Here is a 19,359-nt window from a genome sequence, read left to right as displayed (position 1 = left end):
AACCGGCGCCGAACCGTAACGGCTGGGCGCTTCGGCGGGGTGGAGGACCACGAGACCCAGGGCTCCCAGCGCAAATCCGCCGGCGAACTGCCACACGAAACTGGACTTGAGGAGGGCACGCATCGTCACTTCACCTGTCTTAGCGGGTCACTCCCCGGTGGGGCGAGCGATCATCCGGGCGCCATCTGGTCGATCGGCGCCGTTCCGACAATGGCGTTTATAGAAACGCTGCATTAACGGCACGTGGACGTGTCGTTCATGCCACAGTTAAGCCTTATTGCTGCACCGCATATAGACCCATGAAAAAGCCAGCCAATCCGGCATCTTGGCCGGACTGACTGGCTTTCGCGACCGCTTGAGCGGCAAATTATTTCAGCGCGGCGCAGGCCGTCTGGATGCGGGTGCAGGCTTCCTTGAGCAGCGCGTCCGAGGTCGCATAGCTGATTCGCATCGCGGGCGAGAGGCCGAACGCTGCGCCCTGCACCGCCGCCACCTTCGCATCGTCGAGCAGATAGCCGACAAAGGCCTCGTCGCTGTCGATCAACCGGCCCGAGGGCGTCGACTTGCCGATCAGCGGCGCGAAAGACGGATAGACATAGAAGGCGCCCTCCGGCGTCGGGCAGGTCATGCCCTCGATCTCATTGAGCATCGCCACCACCATGTCACGCCGCGCCTGGAACGCCAGATTGCGCTCGGCGAGGAAGCTCTGGTCGCCGGTCAATGCCGCGGTCGCCGCCGCCTGCGCGATCGAACAGGGGTTGGAGGTCGACTGCGACTGGAGCTTGGCGATCGCCTTGATCAGCCAGGGCGCGCCGCCCGCATAGCCGATGCGCCAGCCGGTCATGGCATAGGCCTTGGAACAGCCGTTCACGGTCAGCGTGCGCTCGTAGAGTTCGGGGCAGACCTGCGCGATGGTGGCGAAGCGGAAGCCGTCATAGACGATATGCTCGTACATATCGTCGGCAAAGACCCAGACATGCGGATGGCGCAGGATCACCTCGCCCAGCGCCTTCAGTTCGTCGGCGGTATAGCCCGCGCCGGTCGGGTTGGACGGCGAGTTGAGGATGACCCACTTGGTCTTGGGCGTGATCGCCGCGTCGAGCGCCTCGGGGGTCAGCTTGTAGCCCTGTTCGGGTCCGGCCTTCACGATCACCGGCACGCCGCCCGCAAACTGGACGACGTCCGGGTAGCTGACCCAATAGGGCGCGGGGATCACCACTTCGTCCCCTGCGTCGATCGTCGCGACCATCGCGTTGAACAGGGTGTGCTTCCCGCCGACATTCACGCTGATCTGGTCGGCCTTGTAGGTCAGGCCGTTGTCGCGCGCGAACTTGGCCGCGATCGCCGCCTTCAGCTCGGGCGTGCCGTCGACGTTCGTGTACTTCGTCTTGCCGTCGCGGATCGCCTGGATCGCCGCCTCTTTCACGAAGTCCGGCGTGTCAAAGTCCGGCTCGCCTGCGCCCAGCCCGATCACGTCGACGCCAGCGCGCTTCAGCTCCATCACGCGGCTGGTGATGGCGAGCGTGGGGGACGGGCTGATACGGCCGAGCGCGGCGGAGGGCTGCATGAAACGGAACCTTTGCGTCAGGAGATTGCGCGTGGCCCTTAGACCGTCAGCAGCTCAATCCGCAACCATCTCCGCACGAAACAATCCGCGAAGCGCATTGCCAAGCAAGAATCCGTCTTGCAGGTCGGCGCGGGTGAGCGTGCCCTCGATCGCACGGCCAGCCTCGATCAGATGCGCACGAAGCACGCCGGGCAGCAGCCCGAGCGACAGCGGCGGCGTCACCAGCACATCGCCGCGCGGCACGAACAGCGAGGTATAGCTGCCCTCGGTCAACAGGCCGTCGGGCGTCTCGAACACCACTTCCCCGGCCCCCGCCGCCGCCCGCGCCGCATCGTAAAAGCCGCGCGCGCTGGTCTTGTGCCGCAGCCGCAGGTCAAGCGGCGAGACGGGCAGCGGCACGACCCGCACCGGCATGACGCCATCGAAGCGGGCGGGCGCAGGCCCGACCTCGACCACCAAAGCGCCGCTCCGCGCCAGCAACAGCCGAACGCGCCGGGCATCGCGCAGGCGGAAGGTCGCCGCCTGCAGTTCGTTGCGCGCATCATGCCGATTAAACGTGAAGCCCAGCGCGATGGCGCTCGCCTTCATCCGCGCCAGATGCGCCTCCAGATGCTGGATGCCCTCGAGCGGATCGAAGGCCATGGTCTCGATCAGGTCGAGGTCCGGCCACCCCCCGGCCAGGAACGCCGCCTTGGCCAGGCATTCGTCCCATTCGTCCGCCGCCACCGAGTCGGCGACGACGCCGGAGCCGATGCCCAGCGTCGCGCGGGTTTCGCCCTCGGGCCAGACCAGGGTGCGGATCGCGACGTTGAACATCGCGTCGCCATTCGCGTCCAGCCGCCCGATCGCGCCGGTATAGAGGCCGCGCGGCGAGTCCTCGATGTCGGCGATCGCCTGCATCGCGCGGATCTTGGGCGCGCCGGTGATCGAGCCGCAGGGAAAGAGCGCCGCCAGCACGTCCAGCGCGTCACGCCCCTCGGCCAGATCGGCGGTGACGGTCGACACCATCTGATGCACCGTCGGATAGGGTTCGACCGCGAACAGCTCGGGCACCGCGACGCTGCCCGCCCGCGCGACCCGCGACAGGTCGTTGCGCATCAGGTCGACGATCATCAGATTTTCGGCGCGCTGCTTGGGATCGTCGCGCAAGCCTTGCGCCGCGCGCGCATCGGCGGCGGGATCGTCCTCGCGCCGTGCGGTGCCCTTCATCGGCCGGGCGGTCAGCCTGCCCCCTTCGAGCGCAAAGAAGAGTTCGGGGGACAGCGACAGGATCGTCGCCTCGCCGGTCGCCACCACCGCGCCCCAGCCCGCCCGCGACCGGGCGCGCAGGCCCGCATACAGCGCCAGCGGATCGCCGAGCACGGGGGCGGTCGCACGGAAGGTCTGGTTCACCTGATACAGGTCGCCCGCCGCGATCAGCGCCTGGACGGCGGCGAACTGCTCGGCATGGCGCGCGGCGTCCAGTTCGGGCACCATCTCGCCGATCCAGCCCCCTGCGGGATCGGGAAGCAGCGACTCCGGCGTGACGGCCTCATATCCCTCGAACAGGCCGAACCAAAGAAGCGGACCGCCGATCGCGCGGGGCGGCACGCCGGACTCGAACGCCACGCCCGCCTCATAGGCCAGATAGCCGACCGCCTCGAGGCCCTTTGCCCGCGCCGTGCGCAAGGCGTCGAGTGCCGCCCGAACCTCCTCTACCCGGTGCGTGGTGACGATGCCGACCGGCCGCGCATAGAGACGCGCCGCCGCTCCCCCGTCACGGGCGTCGTCGAGCAGGACGAAAGGAGGAGGGGGACGCACCATGGAATGACGATCCATGCACGTCGCCTGCCCCCCCATGCAAGTATCGATTGGCCCGGGCCGTCCCAGCCCTTATCGCCGGGGTATGACCAGTGCTCCCCAGAACCCGCCGCTCCGGGCCGCGATCGTGCCCGTCACCCCGCTTCAGCAGAATTGTTCGATCGTGTGGTGCACCGCGACGATGAAGGCGGCGGTGGTCGATCCCGGCGGCGACCTGCCGCGTATCCATGACGCCATCGCCAAGACCGGGGTGACGGTCGAGAAGATCCTGCTGACCCATGGCCATATCGACCATGCGGGCGGCGCCAAGGAACTGGCCGACGCCTTGTCGGTGCCCGTCGAGGGGCCGCAGGAAGAGGATCGGTTCTGGCTCGCGCGGCTGGACGAGGATGGCCAGGCTTACGGCATCCCCGCCCAGGTGCTGGAGCCGACCCGCTGGCTGTCGGAGGGCGACACGGTGACGATCGGCGACCTGACCCTGGATGTGTACGAGACGCCGGGCCATACGCGCGGCCATGTGATCTTCCACCACGCGCCCTCGCATTTCGCGCTGGTCGGCGACGTGCTGTTCCAGGGATCGGTCGGGCGATCCGACCTGCCCGGCGGGGATCACGACACGCTGATCCGCTCGATCGTCGAAAAGCTGTGGCCGCTGGGGAACGAGACCGCGTTCATTCCGGGCCATGGCCAGCCCAGCACCTTCGGGCATGAGCGGCAGAGCAATGCGTTCGTCGCGGACCGGGTTCTGGGCCTGGGGTGAGGGTTTCGCGTGGGCTTCGACTTCGCTCAGCCTGAACGGATGTAGGGGCTGGGCCTAAACCCCAAACCCCGTTCAGCCTGAGCGAAGTCGAAGGCCAAGGGATTACCGCCGTTCCGCAGCACTCTCGCTGCGAATCGCCTTGAACTCGGACCCGGCGCGCCATTCCGGCCAATCCCGCCCATCGGCCAGGTCGCGCCCGATCCGGTACAGCAGCCCGACATCCGCCGCCGCCCCGCGCAGGTCCCAGTTCGCGTCCCACGCGTCGCAGGTCTGGTGGTAACAGCGCATATAGCCGTCCAGCCACTTCTGCCCCGCAGGCCGCCCGCCCGCGACCAGATCGGGCGCGCCGCTGATCGCCATCAGCAGCAGCGTCGGCACACCCCGCCGCGCGACGGAGAAGTGATCGGCGCGATAGAACAGCCCGCGCTCGGGCAGCGCCTCGGGCGTCACCGTACGGCCCTGCGCACCCGCCGCGGCCTTCAGCCGGTCCTCCAGGTCGTTCTGCCCGTCACCGACCAGCATCACGTCCCGCGCCGGTCCCGCCGTCTGGAGGATATCGAGCGTCAGGTTGGCGACCGTCTTGCCAAGCGGATAGACCGGCTTCACCGCATAGGTTTCCGACCCCAGCAGCCCGCGCTCCTCGCCGGTCCATAGCGCGAAGACCAGGCTGCGGTCGGTTGGCGGGGCCGCCTTGAACGCGCGCGCCAGTTCCAACACGCCCGCCACGCCCAGCGCATCGTCGTTTGCGCCGGGGCGGATCACCCGCCCCTGCGAATCCGGTGCGCCCTTGCCATAGGCGTCCCAATGCGCGCCGAACATCACCACCTCGTCGGGGTGCGTCTTGCCGGGCAGCCTGGCCAGCACGTTGCGGCTTTCGGCGCGGACGGTGGTGACGGGCAGGTCCGCGGAGAAGGTCTGCCCCTTCAATTCCACCGGCCGGAAGTCCGCACGCCTTGCGCGCGCCCGCTGCTGCGCCAGGTCCAGTCCGGCGGCGGCGAACAACTGGCTTGCCGACTCACCCGACAGCCAGCCCTGCAACAGGATGCGCGAGGTCGGGTCGCTGCGGACGATATCGTAATTCTCGCCCGCCGGCGCGGTCACCGTCGCCCAGCCATAGCCCGCGCCCGGCGTGTCATGGACGATCAGCGCGCCGATCGCGCCCTGCCGCGCGGCTTCCTCATATTTATAGGTCCAGCGGCCATAATAGGTCATGCGCCGGTCGCCGAACCTGCCCTTGGCATCGTCGCCCGCCACCGCCTCGAAATCGGGATCGTTGACCAGAAAGACGGCGATCTTGCCCTTCAGGTCGACGCCCTTGAAGTCGTCCCAGCCGCGCTCCGGCGCGTGGACGCCGTAACCGACAAAGACCATCGGCGCGTCCTTGATCGCCACCCGGTCGACCGGCCGCACGGTCGAGACATAGACGCCCTGCCCCTGAACCAGCGGCATGGCCCCGGCGCGCATCGTCCCCTGACCGATCTGGGTACGGATCAGCGGCACGGGTTGCGTCCACTGGCCATCGGGCCCGCCGGGTTGCAGGCCCATCGCCCGGAATTGCGCGACCAGCCAGTCGACGGTCTTTGTTTCTCCCGCCGTGCCCGGCGCTCGCCCCTCGAACGCGTCCGAGGCGAGCGTCTTCACATCGTCGGACAGCCGCTGTGGCGAGATGGGATCGGGGGCGGCACCGGTCAGCGTGACGGCGGCCAGAGCGATCAGGGGAAAACGAATCATCGCTGCTCAACCTTATAGACGGTGACCCCGGTCACGGGGGTGGTGTTGGCGGTATAGACGATGCCGATCGCCCACCCGGCCAACAAGGCCAGGATCGCCCAGGTTCCGATCGCACCGCCCGCGCGGCCGATATTGGGCGCGGGCCGCATCATGCCCCAGCCATGGCCGATCCGCGCCAGGATGAACGCCCCACCCAGTACCCACAGCCAGAAGGCCGAGCCGCCCGCCAGCTCGATCAACCCCATCAGGATCAGGACGAAGGGCGCATATTCGACGAAATTGGCCTGGGCGCGCATGCCGCCTGCGAGTCGCGAATCGCCGCCATCGCCCAGCAGGATCTTGCCGCGCACCCGCCCGACGACGATTCGCAGGGCGAGCCATAGATTGACCAGCGCGGCCGCCGCCGCGATGCTGAGCGTGACGGGCAGGATCATAAGCGGCGCATTCTCCGGGATTTGGACCAAGAAGCGGAGTGCCATTCCCCAGCCCGGCTTGCAACATCGGCAAAACTCGCTATAGGCGCGGGGCTTCGCGATGCGTCCGGCTGGGTGCTCACGCGGCCGGGTCCTCGATCCGGGCGCGCAATGGGTGCTGATCGTGGCGTATTCCACCCATTGTTCGATTGATAAGGTGCCGCAATGGCCGTCCCCAAGAGAAAGACTTCGCCCTCCAAGCGCGGCATGCGCCGTGGCCACGACTCGCTGACGGTCGCGGCGTTCCAGGAATGCCCGAACTGCGGCGAACTGAAGCGTCCGCACAATCTGTGCACCGCCTGCGGCCATTATAACGGCCGTGAGGTCGTGTCGGTCGAGGGCTGATCCCTCTACCTGACCTGACTGACCGTTAGAGGAACGCATGGCCGATAACGCCTGGATCGCCGTCGATGCGATGGGCGGCGACGACGGGCTGGCCGTGATGCTGGCCGGTGTCGCCAGGGCGCGTCGTCGCTTCGAGGGCATGCGCTTCTTCCTGGTCGGGGACGAGGCACAGATTGCGGAGGGGCTGAAGGTCCATCCCAACCTGTCCGCCGCGTCCGAGATCATCCACGCGCCCGAGATCGTCGGTTCGAGCGAAAAGCCGAGCCAGGCGATCCGGCGTGCGCGTGTGACGTCGATGGGTATCGCCATCGATCTGGTGAAGCAGCGTCGCGCTGCCGCCATGGTGTCGTCGGGCAATACCGGTGCGCTGATGGCGATGGCCAAGCTGTCGCTGCGCACCCTGCCCGGCATCGACCGACCCGCCCTTGCCGCGCCGCTGCCGACGCTGGGCGACAATGACGTCGTCATGCTCGACCTCGGCGCCAATACCGAGTGCGATGCCCGGAACCTCGTCCAGTTCGCGGTGATGGGCGCGGCCTATGCCCGCATCCTGCTGGAACTCGACAATCCACGCGTCGCGCTGCTGAATATCGGGTCCGAGGATCAGAAGGGCACCGACGAGATTCGCGATGCTGCGGCCGTGCTGCGCGGCCAGAATCACCTGCCGCTAAACTTCACCGGCTTCATCGAGGGCAACCAGCTGGCCCGCGGCGAGGTCGATGTCATCGTTTGCGACGGCTTCGCGGGCAATATCGCGCTCAAGACCGCCGAGGGCACCGCCCGCTTCGTCGGCGACCTGTTGAAGCGCGCCTTCCGCTCGTCGGCGCGGTCGAAGCTCGGCTTCCTGATCTCGCGACCCGCCACGCAGTTGCTGCGCGATCACCTGGACCCCAACAACCATAATGGCGCGGTCTTCCTGGGCCTGAACGGCGTGGTCGTGAAGAGCCATGGCAGCGCCAACGAACTGGGCGTGGCCACCGCGATCGGCAATGCGGCCAAGATGGTGCGCGCCGACCTGACCCGGCGTATTGCCGAGGATCTCCTGAACTTCGAGGACGCCGCATGATTCGTTCGATCGTCACGGGTACGGGGTCGGCACTTCCAACCCGGCGGGTGTCGAACGAAGAACTGGCGCAAGAGGTCGACACGTCTGACGAGTGGATCGTCGAGCGGACCGGCATCCGCTTCCGCCACATCGCTGGGCCCGAGGAAACGACGGCGACGCTGGCCGCCGACGCCGCCAAGGCCGCGATCGCCGCCGCTGGTCTGTCGGCGCAGGACATCGACCTGATCGTGCTGGCCACCGCCACCCCGGACCAGACTTTCCCGGCGACCGCCACCAAGGTCCAGGCGATGCTGGGCATCAACGACTGTGTCGCGTTCGACGTGGCCGCCGTCTGCTCGGGCTTCCTCTATGCCGTGCAGGTCGCCGATGCGATGCTGCGTTCGGGCGTGCAGCGCCGCGCGCTGGTGATCGGCGCGGAAACCTTCAGCCGCATCCTCGACTGGGAAGATCGCACCACCTGCGTCCTGTTCGGCGACGGTGCGGGCGCGATGGTGCTCGAAGCGCGCGAGAGCGACGATGAAGGCGGTCGCGGCATCCTGGCGACCAAGTTGCATGCCGATGGCCGCCATAACGGCCTGCTCTATGTCGATGGCGGCCCGTCGACCACCGGCACCGTCGGCAAGCTGCGGATGAAGGGGCGCGAGGTGTTCCGCCACGCCGTCGTCAACCTGGCGCAGGTGATGGAGGAATCGCTGGGTCTGGCGGGCCTGACCTCGGCCGATGTCGACTGGGTCGTGCCGCACCAGGCCAATGCCCGCATTCTCGACGCGACCGCGCGCAAGCTGAACCTGCCCGCCGAAAAGGTCGTCGTCACCGTCGACCGCCATGCCAATACCTCGGCGGCCTCCGTGCCTCTTGCGCTCGACACGGCCGTGCGCGACGGCCGCATCCGCGAAAACGACATTCTGGTCCTGGAAGCGATGGGCGGCGGGTTCACATGGGGTGCCGCGGTGATACGCTTCTGAACAATCGATTGACATTGAGCGAGATAAATCCCTTTCGGTCCCATCGGGCGGTATGATACCGGATCGCCAGATACCATTGGGGGATGGCCACATGACGAACGCTGGAACTTTGACGCGCGCCGACCTGGCAGAATCGCTGCATCAGGAAGTCGGCTTGTCGCGATCCGACTCGGCCGATGTGGTCGAGCAGATTCTCGTCGAGATGTGCGAGGCACTGTCGCGGGGCGAGAACGTCAAGATTTCGGGGTTCGGGACCTTCGTGCTGCGTGACAAGGGGGAGCGGATCGGCCGCAATCCCAAGACCGGGGTGGAGGTGCCGATCGCACCGCGCCGCGTGCTGACCTTCCGCGCCAGCCAGATGATGCGCGATCGCATTGTCGCGGCGGGATAGGCCCGAACGGCCCGCGGATGGCGGCAAGGCCGATGGTGCATTGCGCACCATCGGGGAGGTTTCGCGTGAGACCGGCGTGGCGCAGCATGTCCTGCGTTACTGGGAAGGCCGCTTTCCGCAGCTGAAACCCGTGCAGCGCGCGGGCAATCGCCGCTATTACCGGCCCGAGGACATGGCGCTGATCCGGCGCATAGACCAGCTGCTCAACCAGCAGGGCTATACGGTGCGCGGCGTGCAGCAGCTTCTGGAAAGCGAATCGCGGGCCAAGGACGATCCGGCGGCGATCCTTCGCGCGATTCGCGATTCGCTGGTCGAGGGACTCGCCTGGGACGACCGGGCCGGGCGGTGAGTTTTGGGGCGTAGGGCCGGTCGTGGGCCTCGACTTCGCTCAGCCTGAACGGAGGTTGGGGATATGGTCCGCTTCAAACAGCCGTCCAGGCCGAGCGAAGTCGAAGCCCACGCCCCATCGTCCGGCCAAGATCAGGCAGGCTGAACCACCCCGCCCTGTTCACCCAACAACAAATCCCGACACTCCCGGTTATAGGCGTGCGCCTTCCACCAGAACCAGCCGCCATTGCCGACGCCCCAGGCCGCCACGCCCAGCGCCGCCCAGGGCAGTCCGCGTGCCGCACGTCCGCCACGCGCCGCCACCCGGCCCGCCGCCAGGCCACCCCGACCGATTTTGCGCGCCGTCTTGGCCAGCCGCCCGGCCGCCTTGGCCTGCGACAGCAGCCCCGCGCCGCCGCGAAGGTCGCTGAACAATGCGGCCGGACCGACAAAGCCCTTCAGCTTGCTGACGACCTCCTGCGCCTCGATCGCCATGCCGGGCTCCAGCTGGCGACGCTGCGCGCCGGTCAGGCCATAGGCATCGCCGATCGCGTCGATCGTCTCGGCCAGGCTCTCGGTGCCGATGGTCAGCGCCTTGGCCCCCGCCTTCAGCGCGCGGCGGCGGATCAGCTTCTCATTGGCTTCGAAGGTCTGCTCGATTGCGGTGCGGTCCATGCCAAGTCCCTGTTCGATCATGCGCCATGAAGCCGCGACACGGGCCTCCGGTTCCGTCTCAGCGCTCGCGCGTGGCGAGGAAGCGGACCTTGGGATAGCGATCGGCGACATAGCCGACCTCCCAGGCGCTCTTGGCGAGGAAGACGGGGTTGTCGTCGCGGTCCTTGGCCATGGCCGAGCGGTTCAGATCCATGAACGCCTTCAGGTCGACGGGATCGTCCGCTGTGATCCAGCGCGCGGTGTCGAACGGCGCAGGCTCCAGCCCCGCCGCGACCTTATACTCCGCGTCCAGTCGCGACAGCAGCACGTCGAGCTGGAGCTGCCCGACGACGCCGATGATCCAGTTCGACCCGATCTCCGGGTAGAAGACCTGCGTCACCCCCTCCTCGGCCATGTCGTCCAGCGCCTTGCGCAGTTGCTTGGTCTTGGTCGGATCCTTCAGCGCGACGCGGCGCAGGATTTCGGGGGCGAAGTTGGGCAGGCCGGTGAAGCGCACGTCCGCCCGCTCCGACAGCGTGTCGCCGACACGAAGCGTGCCGTGGTTCGGAATGCCGATGATGTCGCCCGGAAACGCCTCGTCCGCGACTTCGCGATTCTGCGCGAAGAACAGGATCGGCGAGTGGACTGCGATCGGCTTGCCATGGCCGGTCGGCGTCAGCTTCATGCCGCGCTTGAACGTGCCCGAGCACAGCCGCATGAAGGCGATGCGGTCGCGATGCTGCGGGTCCATATTCGCCTGCACCTTGAACACGAAGCCGGTGACTTCCTTGTTGTCCGGCGAGACGGGCGCGGGCTCGGCGGGCTGTGGGCGTGGGCTCGGCGCATGGCGGCTGAGCGCGTCGATCAGCTCGGCGACCCCGAAGTCCTTCAGCGCGGAGCCGAAATAGACCGGCGTCAGGTCGCCATTGCGATACGCCTCGCCATCGAATTCGGCATAACCGGCCTGGGCCAGCTCGATTTCCTCGGCGATCTCGGCGGGCAGGGTCGGCGCATCGTCCACCTTGCCGTGAAAGGCGCGGCTGTCGCCCTCGGGACGGCTGACCTTGCCGGTGGTCAGGTCGAGAATGCCCTCGAACAACCCGCCCATGCCGACCGGCCAGCTCATCGGCGCGACATCGAGCGCGAGGATGTCGGCGATCTCGTCGAGGAGTTCGAAGGGCGGACGGCCCTCGCGGTCGACCTTGTTGATGAAGGTGATGATCGGCACCGAGCGCAGGCGGCACACCTCGAACAGCTTGCGCGTCTGCGCCTCGATCCCGCGCGCCGCGTCGATGACCATCACGGCCGAGTCGACGGCGGTCAGCGTGCGATAGGTATCCTCCGAGAAATCCTCGTGGCCCGGCGTGTCGAGCAGGTTGAAGGTCACGCCGTCCTTCTCGAACGTCATCACCGAGGACGTGACCGAGATGCCGCGCTGCTGCTCGATCTTCATCCAGTCCGACCGCGCGCGGCGATTCTGGCCCCGCGCCTTGACCTCGCCCGCCAGATGGATCGCGCCGCCGAAATACAGCAGCTTTTCGGTCAGCGTCGTCTTGCCGGCGTCAGGGTGCGAGATGATCGCGAAGGTACGGCGGGGGGAAGTCATGGGCGGCTCTGTCGAATAGGGAAATGGCGCGTCCGAGCGCCCGAGATGATGCGCCTGTTACAGCAAATTGTGGCACAAGACAGGCCCCGGATTGCGGAGGCCGTTTCTCCCCCTTCAGGGGAGGGGTTAGGGCGGATCGCCATTCAGAATTGCTTTTTCTTTCCCTCTCCCCTGGAAAGGGGAGAGGGTTAACGAAGCTTGCCAGCCTGCTGGCTAGCGCAGCTTGGGTGAGGGGTTGAGCGAGCCTGAAGGCTCGCGCGGCGCCACCCCTCACCCAGCTCCGACTAGAGTCGAAAACGATCAACTCTGCTCACCCCTCCCCTTCAGGGGAGGGGCCGGGGGTGGAGCGCTTCCGCAAGCGAAACGCCCATGGCGATGCCCCACCCCAACCCCTCCCCTGAAGGGGAGGGGCTAAAACCGTGCAATGCTGATCGCTTTCAACTCTAAGCCTTTGCTACGCAAAGACCAAGTCTGCGCAACCCTCTCCCCTCAATGAGGGGCGAGGGACGGAAAGGCGTCGCTGAATGTCGATCGGCCCCTAGGCGGGGCTTACCCCGCCAGCGTCACCGTCATCTGCATGACCTTCTCACCGCCGACCGGCACGACGAAGACGCCGGGCTTGTCGGTGAACTCGCCGTCATACCCTTCCGGGTCGGCAATGCCGTGCCAGGGCTCGACGCAGACATAGGCCGCGCCGGGCTTGGTCCAGATGCCGAGCTTGTCGGTATCGGGGAAGGCTATGCGCAACTGCGGCGCGCCGTCCGCGCCATAGGTGACATGGCGGCTCTCGACCGGGTCCCAGACCAGCGCGTCGTTGGTGAACAGGTCGTCGGCCAGGTGCAGAACGCGGCCATCAAGTGGACTGTCGCGGCGGGCTTCAGCGATCAGGCCGTCGGGCGCGATCTCGCGGAGACGGGCGGGCTCGTCCTTCTCGAAGACGATGCGGTGGTCGACGCGGGCCTTGCCATAGGGCAGCGGCCAGGCGAAGGCGGGGTGGAAGCCGAAGCTGGCGGGCATCGGCACTTCGCCGCGATTGAGGACGCGGACCTCCACCGCGAGCGTCGCCTCCTCCAGCCGGAACTCCACCTCCAGCCGAAAGGCGAAAGGATAGGAGGTGCGCGTTTCCTCGCTGTCGCCCAGCGAGAAGACCGCGCGGGTGGCTTCGAGCGTCACCAGCTCGAAGGTCGAGTGGCGGGCAAAGCCGTGCTTGGCCATCGGATAATGCCGGCCGTCCAGGCGGATGCCGTCGCGGGTCACGCCGATCACCGGGAACAGCAGCGGCGCACGACCGGTCCAGAAAGCCGGGTCCGCGTTCGTCAACAGCTCGCGGCCCGCTGCATCCTTCAGCGAGGACAGCTCGGCCCCGAACGGATTGATCGCCGCCGACAGATGGTCGTTGGCGATGCGGACCCAGTTTTCCTCATTAGCCACGAAGTTGCGCTCCCTGTTTGGCGGCCGCCGCGACGATCTTGTCGGCGATGGCCTTCAGTTCCTCGTCGGTGAAGCTCTTCTGCTGCGGTTGCAGAAGGACTTCGACCGCGACCGACTTATGCCCCTCGGGCACGCCCTGCCCGGCGAACACGTCGAAGACGCGTGCGGCGGTGATCGCCGCCTTGTCGGCCCCGCGCACGGCGCGGATCAGTTGGTCGGCGGCCAGATCAACGGGCACCAGGAAGGCGAAGTCGCGCTTCACGGACTGCAACGCCGGGGGCGTGTAGGCCGGACGCATGAAGCCAGTCGCGCGCTTGGGCGGGATCGCGTCGAGATACAGCTCGACCGCCGCCACCGCGCCGTCGAGGTCGAACGCCTTCAACACCGAAGGGTGGACCATGCCGAACGCCGCCAGCACCGTCTTCGGACCCAGCCGCAACGTGCCTGACTGGCCGGGATGCCAGGCATCGCCCGCCTCGCCCATCACCTGGAGATTGTCGACCGGCGCACCCGCCTGCGCGAGCAATGCGATGGCTTCGGCCTTGGCGTCATAGGCGTCGTAGCCCTGCGCCTTGCCCGCGCGCCAGTTGCGGGGGCTCTTGTCGCCTGCCAGCACCACGCCGAGCGTCGGCCGCTCGGCCTCTTCCAGATAGCGGCGACCGATCTCGAACAGGCGCACCGACGTCGCGCCACGCTTGATGTTGCGCTCGGTCGCGGCGAGCAGGCCGGGGAGCAGCGAGGGCCGCATGACCTTCAGATCCTCGCTGATCGGGTTGGCGAGCGTGAAGGCGCCGCCGCCGAATGGCGCGGCCTGCGCCTCGCTGATGAAGCTCCACGTCACCGCTTCGTCCAGACCACGCGCGGCGGCGGCGCGGCGGGCGCGGCGCTCCAGCTTCTGCTGCGGCGTAGCGGTGGGACGCGCGACGCCGGGGGTGCGGGGGAGCGCAACTGGGGGAACATGGTCGATCCCCTCGATACGGATGACTTCCTCGACCAGATCGGCGGGGCCGTCCACGTCGCGACGCCAGCTCGGTGCAGTCACCTGCCAGTCGGCGGTGACGGTGAAGCCCAGCGACTCGAGGATCGCCTTCTGACGGTCGGCCACGATGGCCAGACCGCCCAGCGTCTCGGCCAGGTTCGGGTCGTAGGCGATGGTCTTGCCCACGACCGGCGGCTGGCCCGCACGGGTCACGGCGCTGGCCGTGCCGCCGCAATATTCCAGAACGAGGAAGGTCGCGATGGCGAGGCCGTCGTCCAGGAAGGCCGGGTCCACCCCGCGCTCGAACCGGGTCCGCGCGTCGGAGGTCAGCGCCAGTTTCTGGCCGGTGCGCGCGATCGCCTCTGGGGCGAAGTACGCGCATTCGATGATGACGTCGGTGGTCGTCTCCGACACGCCCGAATGTTCGCCACCCATGATGCCGCCGATGTCGTGCACACCCGCCGCGTCGGCTATGACAGTCATGCCTTCCGACAGGCTATAGGTCTTGCCGTTGAGCGCCTCGACCGTCTCGCCGTCGCGGGCCTGGCGCGCGACCAGACCGCCCGACAGCTTGGCCTTGTCATAGACGTGCAAGGGACGGCCGAGATCGACCGTCATATAGTTGGTAATGTCGACCAGCGCCGAGATCGGCTTCTGCCCGATCGCGGTCAGCCGCTGGCGCATCCATTCGGGGGCCTCGCCATTGGTCAGGCCCGACACGGTCTGTGCATAGAAGGCCGGGCAACCCTCGGCGTCCTCAATGCGCACATCGGGGCCGGGACCCTCGCCCGCCACTTCGGGCACAGTCGGCGCGATCAGCGTGCCGAGACCGGCGGCGGCGAGATCGCGCGCGATGCCGTGGACGCCCATGCAGTCCTGGCGGTTGGGCGTGATCGACACGTCGATGACCGGATCGTTCAGCCCCGCATAATCGGGGAAGGAGGTGCCGACGACCGCATCCTCGGGCAGTTCGATGATGCCGTCATGACCCTCGCCGATCTGCAACTCGCGCGCCGAGCACATCATGCCGTTCGACTCGACGCCGCGGATGGCAGCGACCTTCAGCGTCACGTCGAGGCCGGGAACATAGGCCCCCGGCGCGCCGAACACACCGACCAGGCCCGCGCGGGCATTGGGCGCGCCGCACACGACCTGCATCGGGCCGTCACCGGCATCGACCGACAGCACTTGCAGCTTGTCCGCCTGCGGATGCCGCTCCGCCGACAGGATGCGCGCGACGCGGAACGAGGAGAGCGCCTCGCCCGGATTGTGCACGCTCTCGACCTCCAGGCCGATACGGGTCAGCCCCTCGACAATGGTGTCGAGCGACGCGTCGGTGTCCAGATGGCTCTTCAGCCAGCCCAGGGTGAACTTCATGCGCCGACTCCTCCCGACAGCGTGGGTACGTCGAGGCTCGCGAACCCGTAATGCTTCAACCAGCGGATATCGCCGTCGAAAAAGGCGCGCAGATCGTCCATCCCGTATTTCAGCATGGCGAGACGATCGATGCCGCAGCCGAATGCGAAGCCCTGCCACTCATTGGGGTCGAGCCCACAGGCCTCGATGACCTTGGGGTGGACCATGCCGCTGCCCAGCACTTCCATCCAGCCGCCGTTCTTGCCGTCTGGGGACCCGCCGATGACGCGCTTGCCCTTCTCGATGGTGTAGCCGACATCGACCTCGGCCGAGGGTTCGGTGAAGGGGAAATAGCTGGGGCGCAGGCGCAGCACGATGTCGTCGCGCTCGAAGAACGCCTTCAGGAAGGTCTCCAGCGTCCATTTGAGATGGCCGAGCGTGATGCCCTTGTCGATCACCAGCCCCTCGACCTGATGGAACATCGGCGTGTGGGTCGCATCCGAGTCGGAGCGATAGGTGCGGCCCGGCGCGATGATGCGGATCGGCGGCTTGCTGTCCAGCATGGTGCGGATCTGCACCGGCGAGGTGTGGGTGCGCAGCACGCGGCGCACCGTACGCTCGTCGCCGCCCGCCTCGACCCCCGCCAGATAGAAGGTGTCGTGCATCGCGCGTGCCGGATGCGTCTCAGGGATGTTGAGCGCGGTGAAGTTGTGCCAGTCGGTCTCCACCTCCGGCCCCGTGGCGACCGCGAAGCCCAGATCGGCGAAGATCTCGGCCAGCTCGTCCATCACCTGGCTGACCGGGTGGACGGTGCCGAAGCTGCCGCCCTCGACCGGCAGGGTCATGTCCAGCCGTTCGGACGCGAGGCGCGCGTCGAGTGCCGCCTGCTCCAGCGCGGACTTGCGGGCACCCAGCGCCTCGGTGACGGCCTCGCGCAGGCCGTGGATCTTCGGCCCTTCGACCTGGCGTTCCTCGGGGCTCATCTTGCCCAGCGTCTTCAACAGCTGGGTGATGCGCCCCTGCTTGCCCAGCGTGTCGACGCGGATCGTCTCCAGCGCATCCAGCGCGGGCGCATCGGCGATGGCGGCGAGCAGCGGCTCACGCATTTGTTCGAGTTCGTTACTCACATGTCACTCCGTCGGCCGTTCTGGCGCCCCCGTGAAGGGCGTGGCCCGTTGGCGGGATTGCCCCTGCCGTAGCGGCTGGGTGGCCATGGGATCAATCCTTCACGCATGATCCGCGATCGTGACGGCCGCCATGATGCCCGATGTCACGGCAACCTTTCCTCAATATGTCATAGGTTAAGATTGCCTCGCGGCCCTTGGGAGGGGCCGTGCCATGCCCGGTACGGAACGCCCATCTTGATTCTCGATGTCTTTACCATCCAGGTGATCGCCGCGATCAGCCATTTCATCATCGGCGCGCTGCACCTGACCCCGGGCCTGACACGCCGGGACCGTGGCGGATGGGTGCGCGACTGGGGACTGGCGAAAATCCTGATCGGCCTGGCCAACGGGCTGTCGCTGCTCTTCGACGGCTCCAACGCGATGCCGGTCGAACGCCTGCTCAACCTGACCCTGGTGATCGGCCTCGCCCTGAGCATCCGCAGCACCGCGACCATCAGCGGCCGGACGCCGCCGCGCCTCCTGATGCTGCTGTTCGGGGCAACCGGAGCGGCGCTGGTCGCGCTCCTGCTGTTTGATCCCCATGACGTCCGCTGGACCGTGGCGGCGATGGGCATGGCCCGAACGCTGTGCCTGTTGTCGCTCACCTGGCTGGTGACCGGCATCGCCCGGCGGGAGGGGCTGAAGACCGCCTGGATCATGGCGGGCATCTTCGCCCTCTCGACGATGGCCTTCCTCCTGAACATGGCGCTGAACCTGATCGGATTCACCTTTACCGACTGGCAGGCCCAAACCGATCCGATAGCGCATTGGGCGGTCGGCATCGCGATCATCATGGTGACGCTGACCCATTTCTCGCTGCTGCTGATCGAGTCCGAGCGCACCCAGCGCGAACTGCGCGAACAGGCCTGTCGCGACAGCCTGACCGGCGCGCTGAACCGCTTCGGACTGGACCAGAACCGGATCGCCATGCACGGCCCGGTCGCCCTGCTGCTGATCGATATCGATCATTTCAAGGCGCTCAACGACACGAAAGGTCATGCGGCCGGGGACTTGGTGCTGCGCCTGCTGGTCGACCTGGCCCAGGCCGAACTGGGCGCACGGGGACAGGTGGTTCGGATCGGAGGCGACGAGTTTCTCTGCGTCCTGCCCGCCGCCAGCCATGCCGAGGCAGACCTGCTGCGCAAGGCCCTGTCCCAACGTTTCGACCGTGCGGTGATCGCCGCCGTCGATTCGCCCTATCCGCCGTCGCTGAGCATCGGCCTTGCGACCGGATCGGCGGACAAGGGACTCGACCGGCTGATCCGGCAGGCGGACGAGGCGATGTATGCCATCAAGCGGGTCCGCCATGCGCGACGCCCGCACGCGCAAGCCGCCTGACCCGATCTCTCGAAGCGCGCCATGGGCAAGGGCGGGCGGCCGGTTGGCGGCCCGCCCTGCTCGGTCGGATCGACATTCACCTTTTCCTCCCCTTGCAGGGAAGGAATGAAAGGGGTGGCCGGATGTCGATCCGTCCTCGCCTCACGCGTCAGAGCGCCTTGGCCGACCCCGGCGTGTTGACGCCCATCGATTGCAGATACCGCTTGATGTTGCGCGCCGCCTGACGGAGCCGCTGCTCGTTCTCGACCAGCGCGATGCGGACGAAGCCCTCGCCATTCTCGCCGTAGCCGACGCCCGGCGCAACCGCGACCTTCGCCTCGGTCAGCAGTTGCTTGGAGAATTCCAGGCTGCCCAGATGCGCGAGCGCGGGGGGCAAGGGCGCCCAGGCGAACATCGAGGCCTTGGGGCTCGGAATGTCCCAGCCCGCCCGGCCGAAGCTCTCGACCAGCACGTCGCGACGCTTGTGATAGAGCTGGCGGTTCCGCTCGACGATATCCTGCGGCCCGTTCAGTGCGGCGCAGGCGGCCGCCTGGATCGGGGTGAAGGCGCCGTAGTCGAGATAGGACTTCACCCGCGTCATCGCGGCGATCAGCTTCTTGTTGCCGACCGCGAAGCCGATGCGCCAGCCCGCCATCGAATAGGTCTTGGACAGCGAGGTGAACTCGACCGCGACGTCCTTGCCGCCCTTGACCTGAAGGATCGAAGGCGTCGGATTGCCGTCATAATAAAGCTCGGAATAAGCGAGGTCGCTCAGCACCCACAGCTCATGCTTCTTCGCGAACGCCACGAGGCGCTCGTAAAAGGCCAGGTCCACCGTCTCGGCGGTCGGGTTGGACGGGTAATTGACCACCAGCACCGAGGGGCGCGGCACGGTGAAGTGCATCGCCCGCTCCAGGCTCTCGAAATAGGCCTCGTCCGGCGTGGTCGGCACCGCGCGGATCGTCGCACCCGCGATGATGAAGCCGAAGGTGTGGATCGGATAGGAGGGATTGGGCGCCAGGATCACGTCGCCCGGCGCGGTGATCGCGGTGGCGAGGCTGGCCAGCCCTTCCTTTGACCCCATGGTGACGACCACCTCGGTCTCGGGATCGAGATCGACGCCGAAGCGGCGGCCATAATAATTGGCCTGGGCACGGCGCAGGCCGGGGATGCCCTTGGACTGGGAATAGCCATGCGCGTCGGGCTTCTGGATCACCTCCATCAGCTTTTCGAGGACATGCGGCGGCGGCGGCAGGTCGGGATTGCCCATGCCCAGGTCGATGATGTCCTCGCCGCCCGCGCGCGCCGCCGCCCGCATCGCGTTGACTTCGGCGATGACATAGGGCGGCAGGCGCTTGATGCGGTAGAACTCTTCGGACATGGGTCCCTCTGTGTAACGATTTGGGACCCGGACCTTAGCGTCTT

The 19,359-nt window shown here is 67.3% G+C and carries 17 protein-coding genes; 7 read left to right on the top strand and 10 right to left on the bottom strand.

Annotation, left to right across the window (positions count from 1 at the left end; all coding sequences use genetic code 11):
* Positions 1–367: 367 nt before the first annotated feature.
* A complete protein-coding gene (locus BSZ14_RS10665; RefSeq protein ID WP_076710898.1) occupies positions 368–1,567 on the bottom strand; it encodes a pyridoxal phosphate-dependent aminotransferase in 1,200 nt (399 codons plus the stop codon).
* A 54-nt stretch (positions 1,568–1,621) separates the two neighbouring features.
* Positions 1,622–3,385 (bottom strand): aminodeoxychorismate synthase component I, encoded by a 1,764-nt coding sequence (gene pabB / locus BSZ14_RS10660; RefSeq protein ID WP_241823724.1) that lies wholly within the window; start codon positions 3,383–3,385, stop codon positions 1,622–1,624.
* 67 nt (positions 3,386–3,452) lie between these two features.
* Here pabB and BSZ14_RS10655 point away from each other — a divergent pair, with 67 nt between their 5' ends.
* On the top strand, positions 3,453–4,127 hold the full coding sequence (locus tag BSZ14_RS10655; RefSeq protein ID WP_042488290.1) for an MBL fold metallo-hydrolase: 675 nt from the start codon (positions 3,453–3,455) through the stop codon (positions 4,125–4,127).
* A 102-nt stretch (positions 4,128–4,229) separates the two neighbouring features.
* Here BSZ14_RS10655 and BSZ14_RS10650 read toward each other — a convergent pair whose 3' ends face one another.
* Together BSZ14_RS10650 and BSZ14_RS10645 are read right to left on the bottom strand one after the other, a co-directional pair.
* Complete coding sequence (locus BSZ14_RS10650; protein WP_076710897.1) at positions 4,230–5,858, bottom strand: M28 family metallopeptidase; 1,629 nt, start codon at positions 5,856–5,858, stop codon at positions 4,230–4,232.
* Positions 5,855–6,292 (bottom strand): MAPEG family protein, encoded by a 438-nt coding sequence (locus tag BSZ14_RS10645; protein ID WP_076710916.1) that lies wholly within the window; start codon positions 6,290–6,292, stop codon positions 5,855–5,857. The genes BSZ14_RS10650 and BSZ14_RS10645 overlap by 4 nt, the downstream gene beginning before the upstream one ends.
* A gap of 204 nt (positions 6,293–6,496) precedes the next feature.
* Between BSZ14_RS10645 and rpmF the strand changes: the two genes are divergently transcribed.
* The 5 genes from rpmF (at position 6,497) to BSZ14_RS10620 (ending at position 9,447) form a co-directional block, all read left to right on the top strand.
* On the top strand, positions 6,497–6,676 hold the full coding sequence (rpmF, locus tag BSZ14_RS10640; RefSeq protein ID WP_042488281.1) for a 50S ribosomal protein L32: 180 nt from the start codon (positions 6,497–6,499) through the stop codon (positions 6,674–6,676).
* A gap of 37 nt (positions 6,677–6,713) precedes the next feature.
* On the top strand, positions 6,714–7,742 hold the full coding sequence (plsX, locus tag BSZ14_RS10635; protein ID WP_058716553.1) for a phosphate acyltransferase PlsX: 1,029 nt from the start codon (positions 6,714–6,716) through the stop codon (positions 7,740–7,742).
* Positions 7,739–8,707, top strand: a complete 969-nt coding sequence (locus BSZ14_RS10630) for a beta-ketoacyl-ACP synthase III (RefSeq protein ID WP_056436181.1) — start codon at positions 7,739–7,741, stop codon at positions 8,705–8,707. The genes plsX and BSZ14_RS10630 overlap by 4 nt, the downstream gene beginning before the upstream one ends.
* Before the next feature lie 91 nt (positions 8,708–8,798).
* Positions 8,799–9,098, top strand: coding sequence for an integration host factor subunit alpha (locus BSZ14_RS10625; protein WP_042488275.1), 300 nt, complete (start codon positions 8,799–8,801; stop codon positions 9,096–9,098).
* A complete protein-coding gene (locus tag BSZ14_RS10620) occupies positions 9,082–9,447 on the top strand; it encodes a MerR family transcriptional regulator (RefSeq protein ID WP_042488273.1) in 366 nt (121 codons plus the stop codon). The genes BSZ14_RS10625 and BSZ14_RS10620 overlap by 17 nt, the downstream gene beginning before the upstream one ends.
* Positions 9,448–9,578: 131 nt before the next feature.
* Here the strand turns inward: BSZ14_RS10620 and BSZ14_RS10615 are convergent, their stop codons facing one another.
* From BSZ14_RS10615 to pheS, 5 genes are all read right to left on the bottom strand, one after another.
* Positions 9,579–10,100 (bottom strand): hypothetical protein, encoded by a 522-nt coding sequence (locus BSZ14_RS10615; protein ID WP_139330413.1) that lies wholly within the window; start codon positions 10,098–10,100, stop codon positions 9,579–9,581.
* Between the two features lie 58 nt (positions 10,101–10,158).
* Positions 10,159–11,685 carry a peptide chain release factor 3 gene (locus BSZ14_RS10610; protein ID WP_076710895.1) on the bottom strand — a complete coding sequence of 509 codons (1,527 nt, stop codon included), beginning with the start codon at positions 11,683–11,685 and terminating at the stop codon, positions 10,159–10,161.
* A 549-nt stretch (positions 11,686–12,234) separates the two neighbouring features.
* Entirely contained in the window at positions 12,235–13,116 is an 882-nt protein-coding gene (locus tag BSZ14_RS10605; RefSeq protein WP_076710894.1) for an aldose 1-epimerase family protein, read from the bottom strand.
* Complete coding sequence (gene pheT / locus BSZ14_RS10600; protein WP_076710893.1) at positions 13,109–15,472, bottom strand: phenylalanine--tRNA ligase subunit beta; 2,364 nt, start codon at positions 15,470–15,472, stop codon at positions 13,109–13,111. Before pheT ends, BSZ14_RS10605 begins: the two co-directional genes overlap by 8 nt.
* Positions 15,469–16,557, bottom strand: a complete 1,089-nt coding sequence (pheS, locus tag BSZ14_RS10595; protein WP_198930497.1) for a phenylalanine--tRNA ligase subunit alpha — start codon at positions 16,555–16,557, stop codon at positions 15,469–15,471. Before pheS ends, pheT begins: the two co-directional genes overlap by 4 nt.
* 255 nt (positions 16,558–16,812) lie before the next feature.
* Between pheS and BSZ14_RS10590 the strand changes: the two genes are divergently transcribed.
* Positions 16,813–17,955 carry a GGDEF domain-containing protein gene (locus BSZ14_RS10590; RefSeq protein WP_076710891.1) on the top strand — a complete coding sequence of 381 codons (1,143 nt, stop codon included), beginning with the start codon at positions 16,813–16,815 and terminating at the stop codon, positions 17,953–17,955.
* Between the two features lie 148 nt (positions 17,956–18,103).
* Here the strand turns inward: BSZ14_RS10590 and BSZ14_RS10585 are convergent, their stop codons facing one another.
* Positions 18,104–19,315, bottom strand: a complete 1,212-nt coding sequence (locus BSZ14_RS10585) for an LL-diaminopimelate aminotransferase (RefSeq protein WP_042488253.1) — start codon at positions 19,313–19,315, stop codon at positions 18,104–18,106.
* Positions 19,316–19,359: the final 44 nt, after the last annotated feature.

It is taken from the genome of Sphingomonas sp. Sph1(2015), from assembly GCF_001970915.1.
In the GTDB taxonomy this organism is placed as follows: Bacteria; Pseudomonadota; Alphaproteobacteria; order Sphingomonadales; family Sphingomonadaceae; genus Sphingomonas; species Sphingomonas parapaucimobilis.
The sequence above is the reverse complement of the archived record's forward strand: the minus strand, read 5'-3'. Positions and strand labels throughout refer to the sequence as shown.

Excerpts from the sequence above, each read along its gene's own strand:
- BSZ14_RS10665 (WP_076710898.1), bottom strand. The coding sequence starts at position 1,567 with ATGCAGCCCTCCGCCGCGCTCGGCCGTATCAGCCCGTCCCCCACGCTC.
- pabB (WP_241823724.1), bottom strand. The coding sequence starts at position 3,385 with ATGGATCGTCATTCCATGGTGCGTCCCCCTCCTCCTTTCGTCCTGCTC.
- BSZ14_RS10655 (WP_042488290.1), top strand. The coding sequence starts at position 3,453 with ATGACCAGTGCTCCCCAGAACCCGCCGCTCCGGGCCGCGATCGTGCCC.
- BSZ14_RS10650 (WP_076710897.1), bottom strand. The coding sequence starts at position 5,858 with ATGATTCGTTTTCCCCTGATCGCTCTGGCCGCCGTCACGCTGACCGGT.
- BSZ14_RS10645 (WP_076710916.1), bottom strand. The coding sequence starts at position 6,292 with ATGATCCTGCCCGTCACGCTCAGCATCGCGGCGGCGGCCGCGCTGGTC.
- rpmF (WP_042488281.1), top strand. The coding sequence starts at position 6,497 with ATGGCCGTCCCCAAGAGAAAGACTTCGCCCTCCAAGCGCGGCATGCGC.
- plsX (WP_058716553.1), top strand. The coding sequence starts at position 6,714 with ATGGCCGATAACGCCTGGATCGCCGTCGATGCGATGGGCGGCGACGAC.
- BSZ14_RS10630 (WP_056436181.1), top strand. The coding sequence starts at position 7,739 with ATGATTCGTTCGATCGTCACGGGTACGGGGTCGGCACTTCCAACCCGG.
- BSZ14_RS10625 (WP_042488275.1), top strand. The coding sequence starts at position 8,799 with ATGACGAACGCTGGAACTTTGACGCGCGCCGACCTGGCAGAATCGCTG.
- BSZ14_RS10615 (WP_139330413.1), bottom strand. The coding sequence starts at position 10,100 with ATGGACCGCACCGCAATCGAGCAGACCTTCGAAGCCAATGAGAAGCTG.
- BSZ14_RS10610 (WP_076710895.1), bottom strand. The coding sequence starts at position 11,685 with ATGACTTCCCCCCGCCGTACCTTCGCGATCATCTCGCACCCTGACGCC.
- pheT (WP_076710893.1), bottom strand. The coding sequence starts at position 15,472 with ATGAAGTTCACCCTGGGCTGGCTGAAGAGCCATCTGGACACCGACGCG.
- pheS (WP_198930497.1), bottom strand. The coding sequence starts at position 16,557 with ATGCGTGAGCCGCTGCTCGCCGCCATCGCCGATGCGCCCGCGCTGGAT.
- BSZ14_RS10585 (WP_042488253.1), bottom strand. The coding sequence starts at position 19,315 with ATGTCCGAAGAGTTCTACCGCATCAAGCGCCTGCCGCCCTATGTCATC.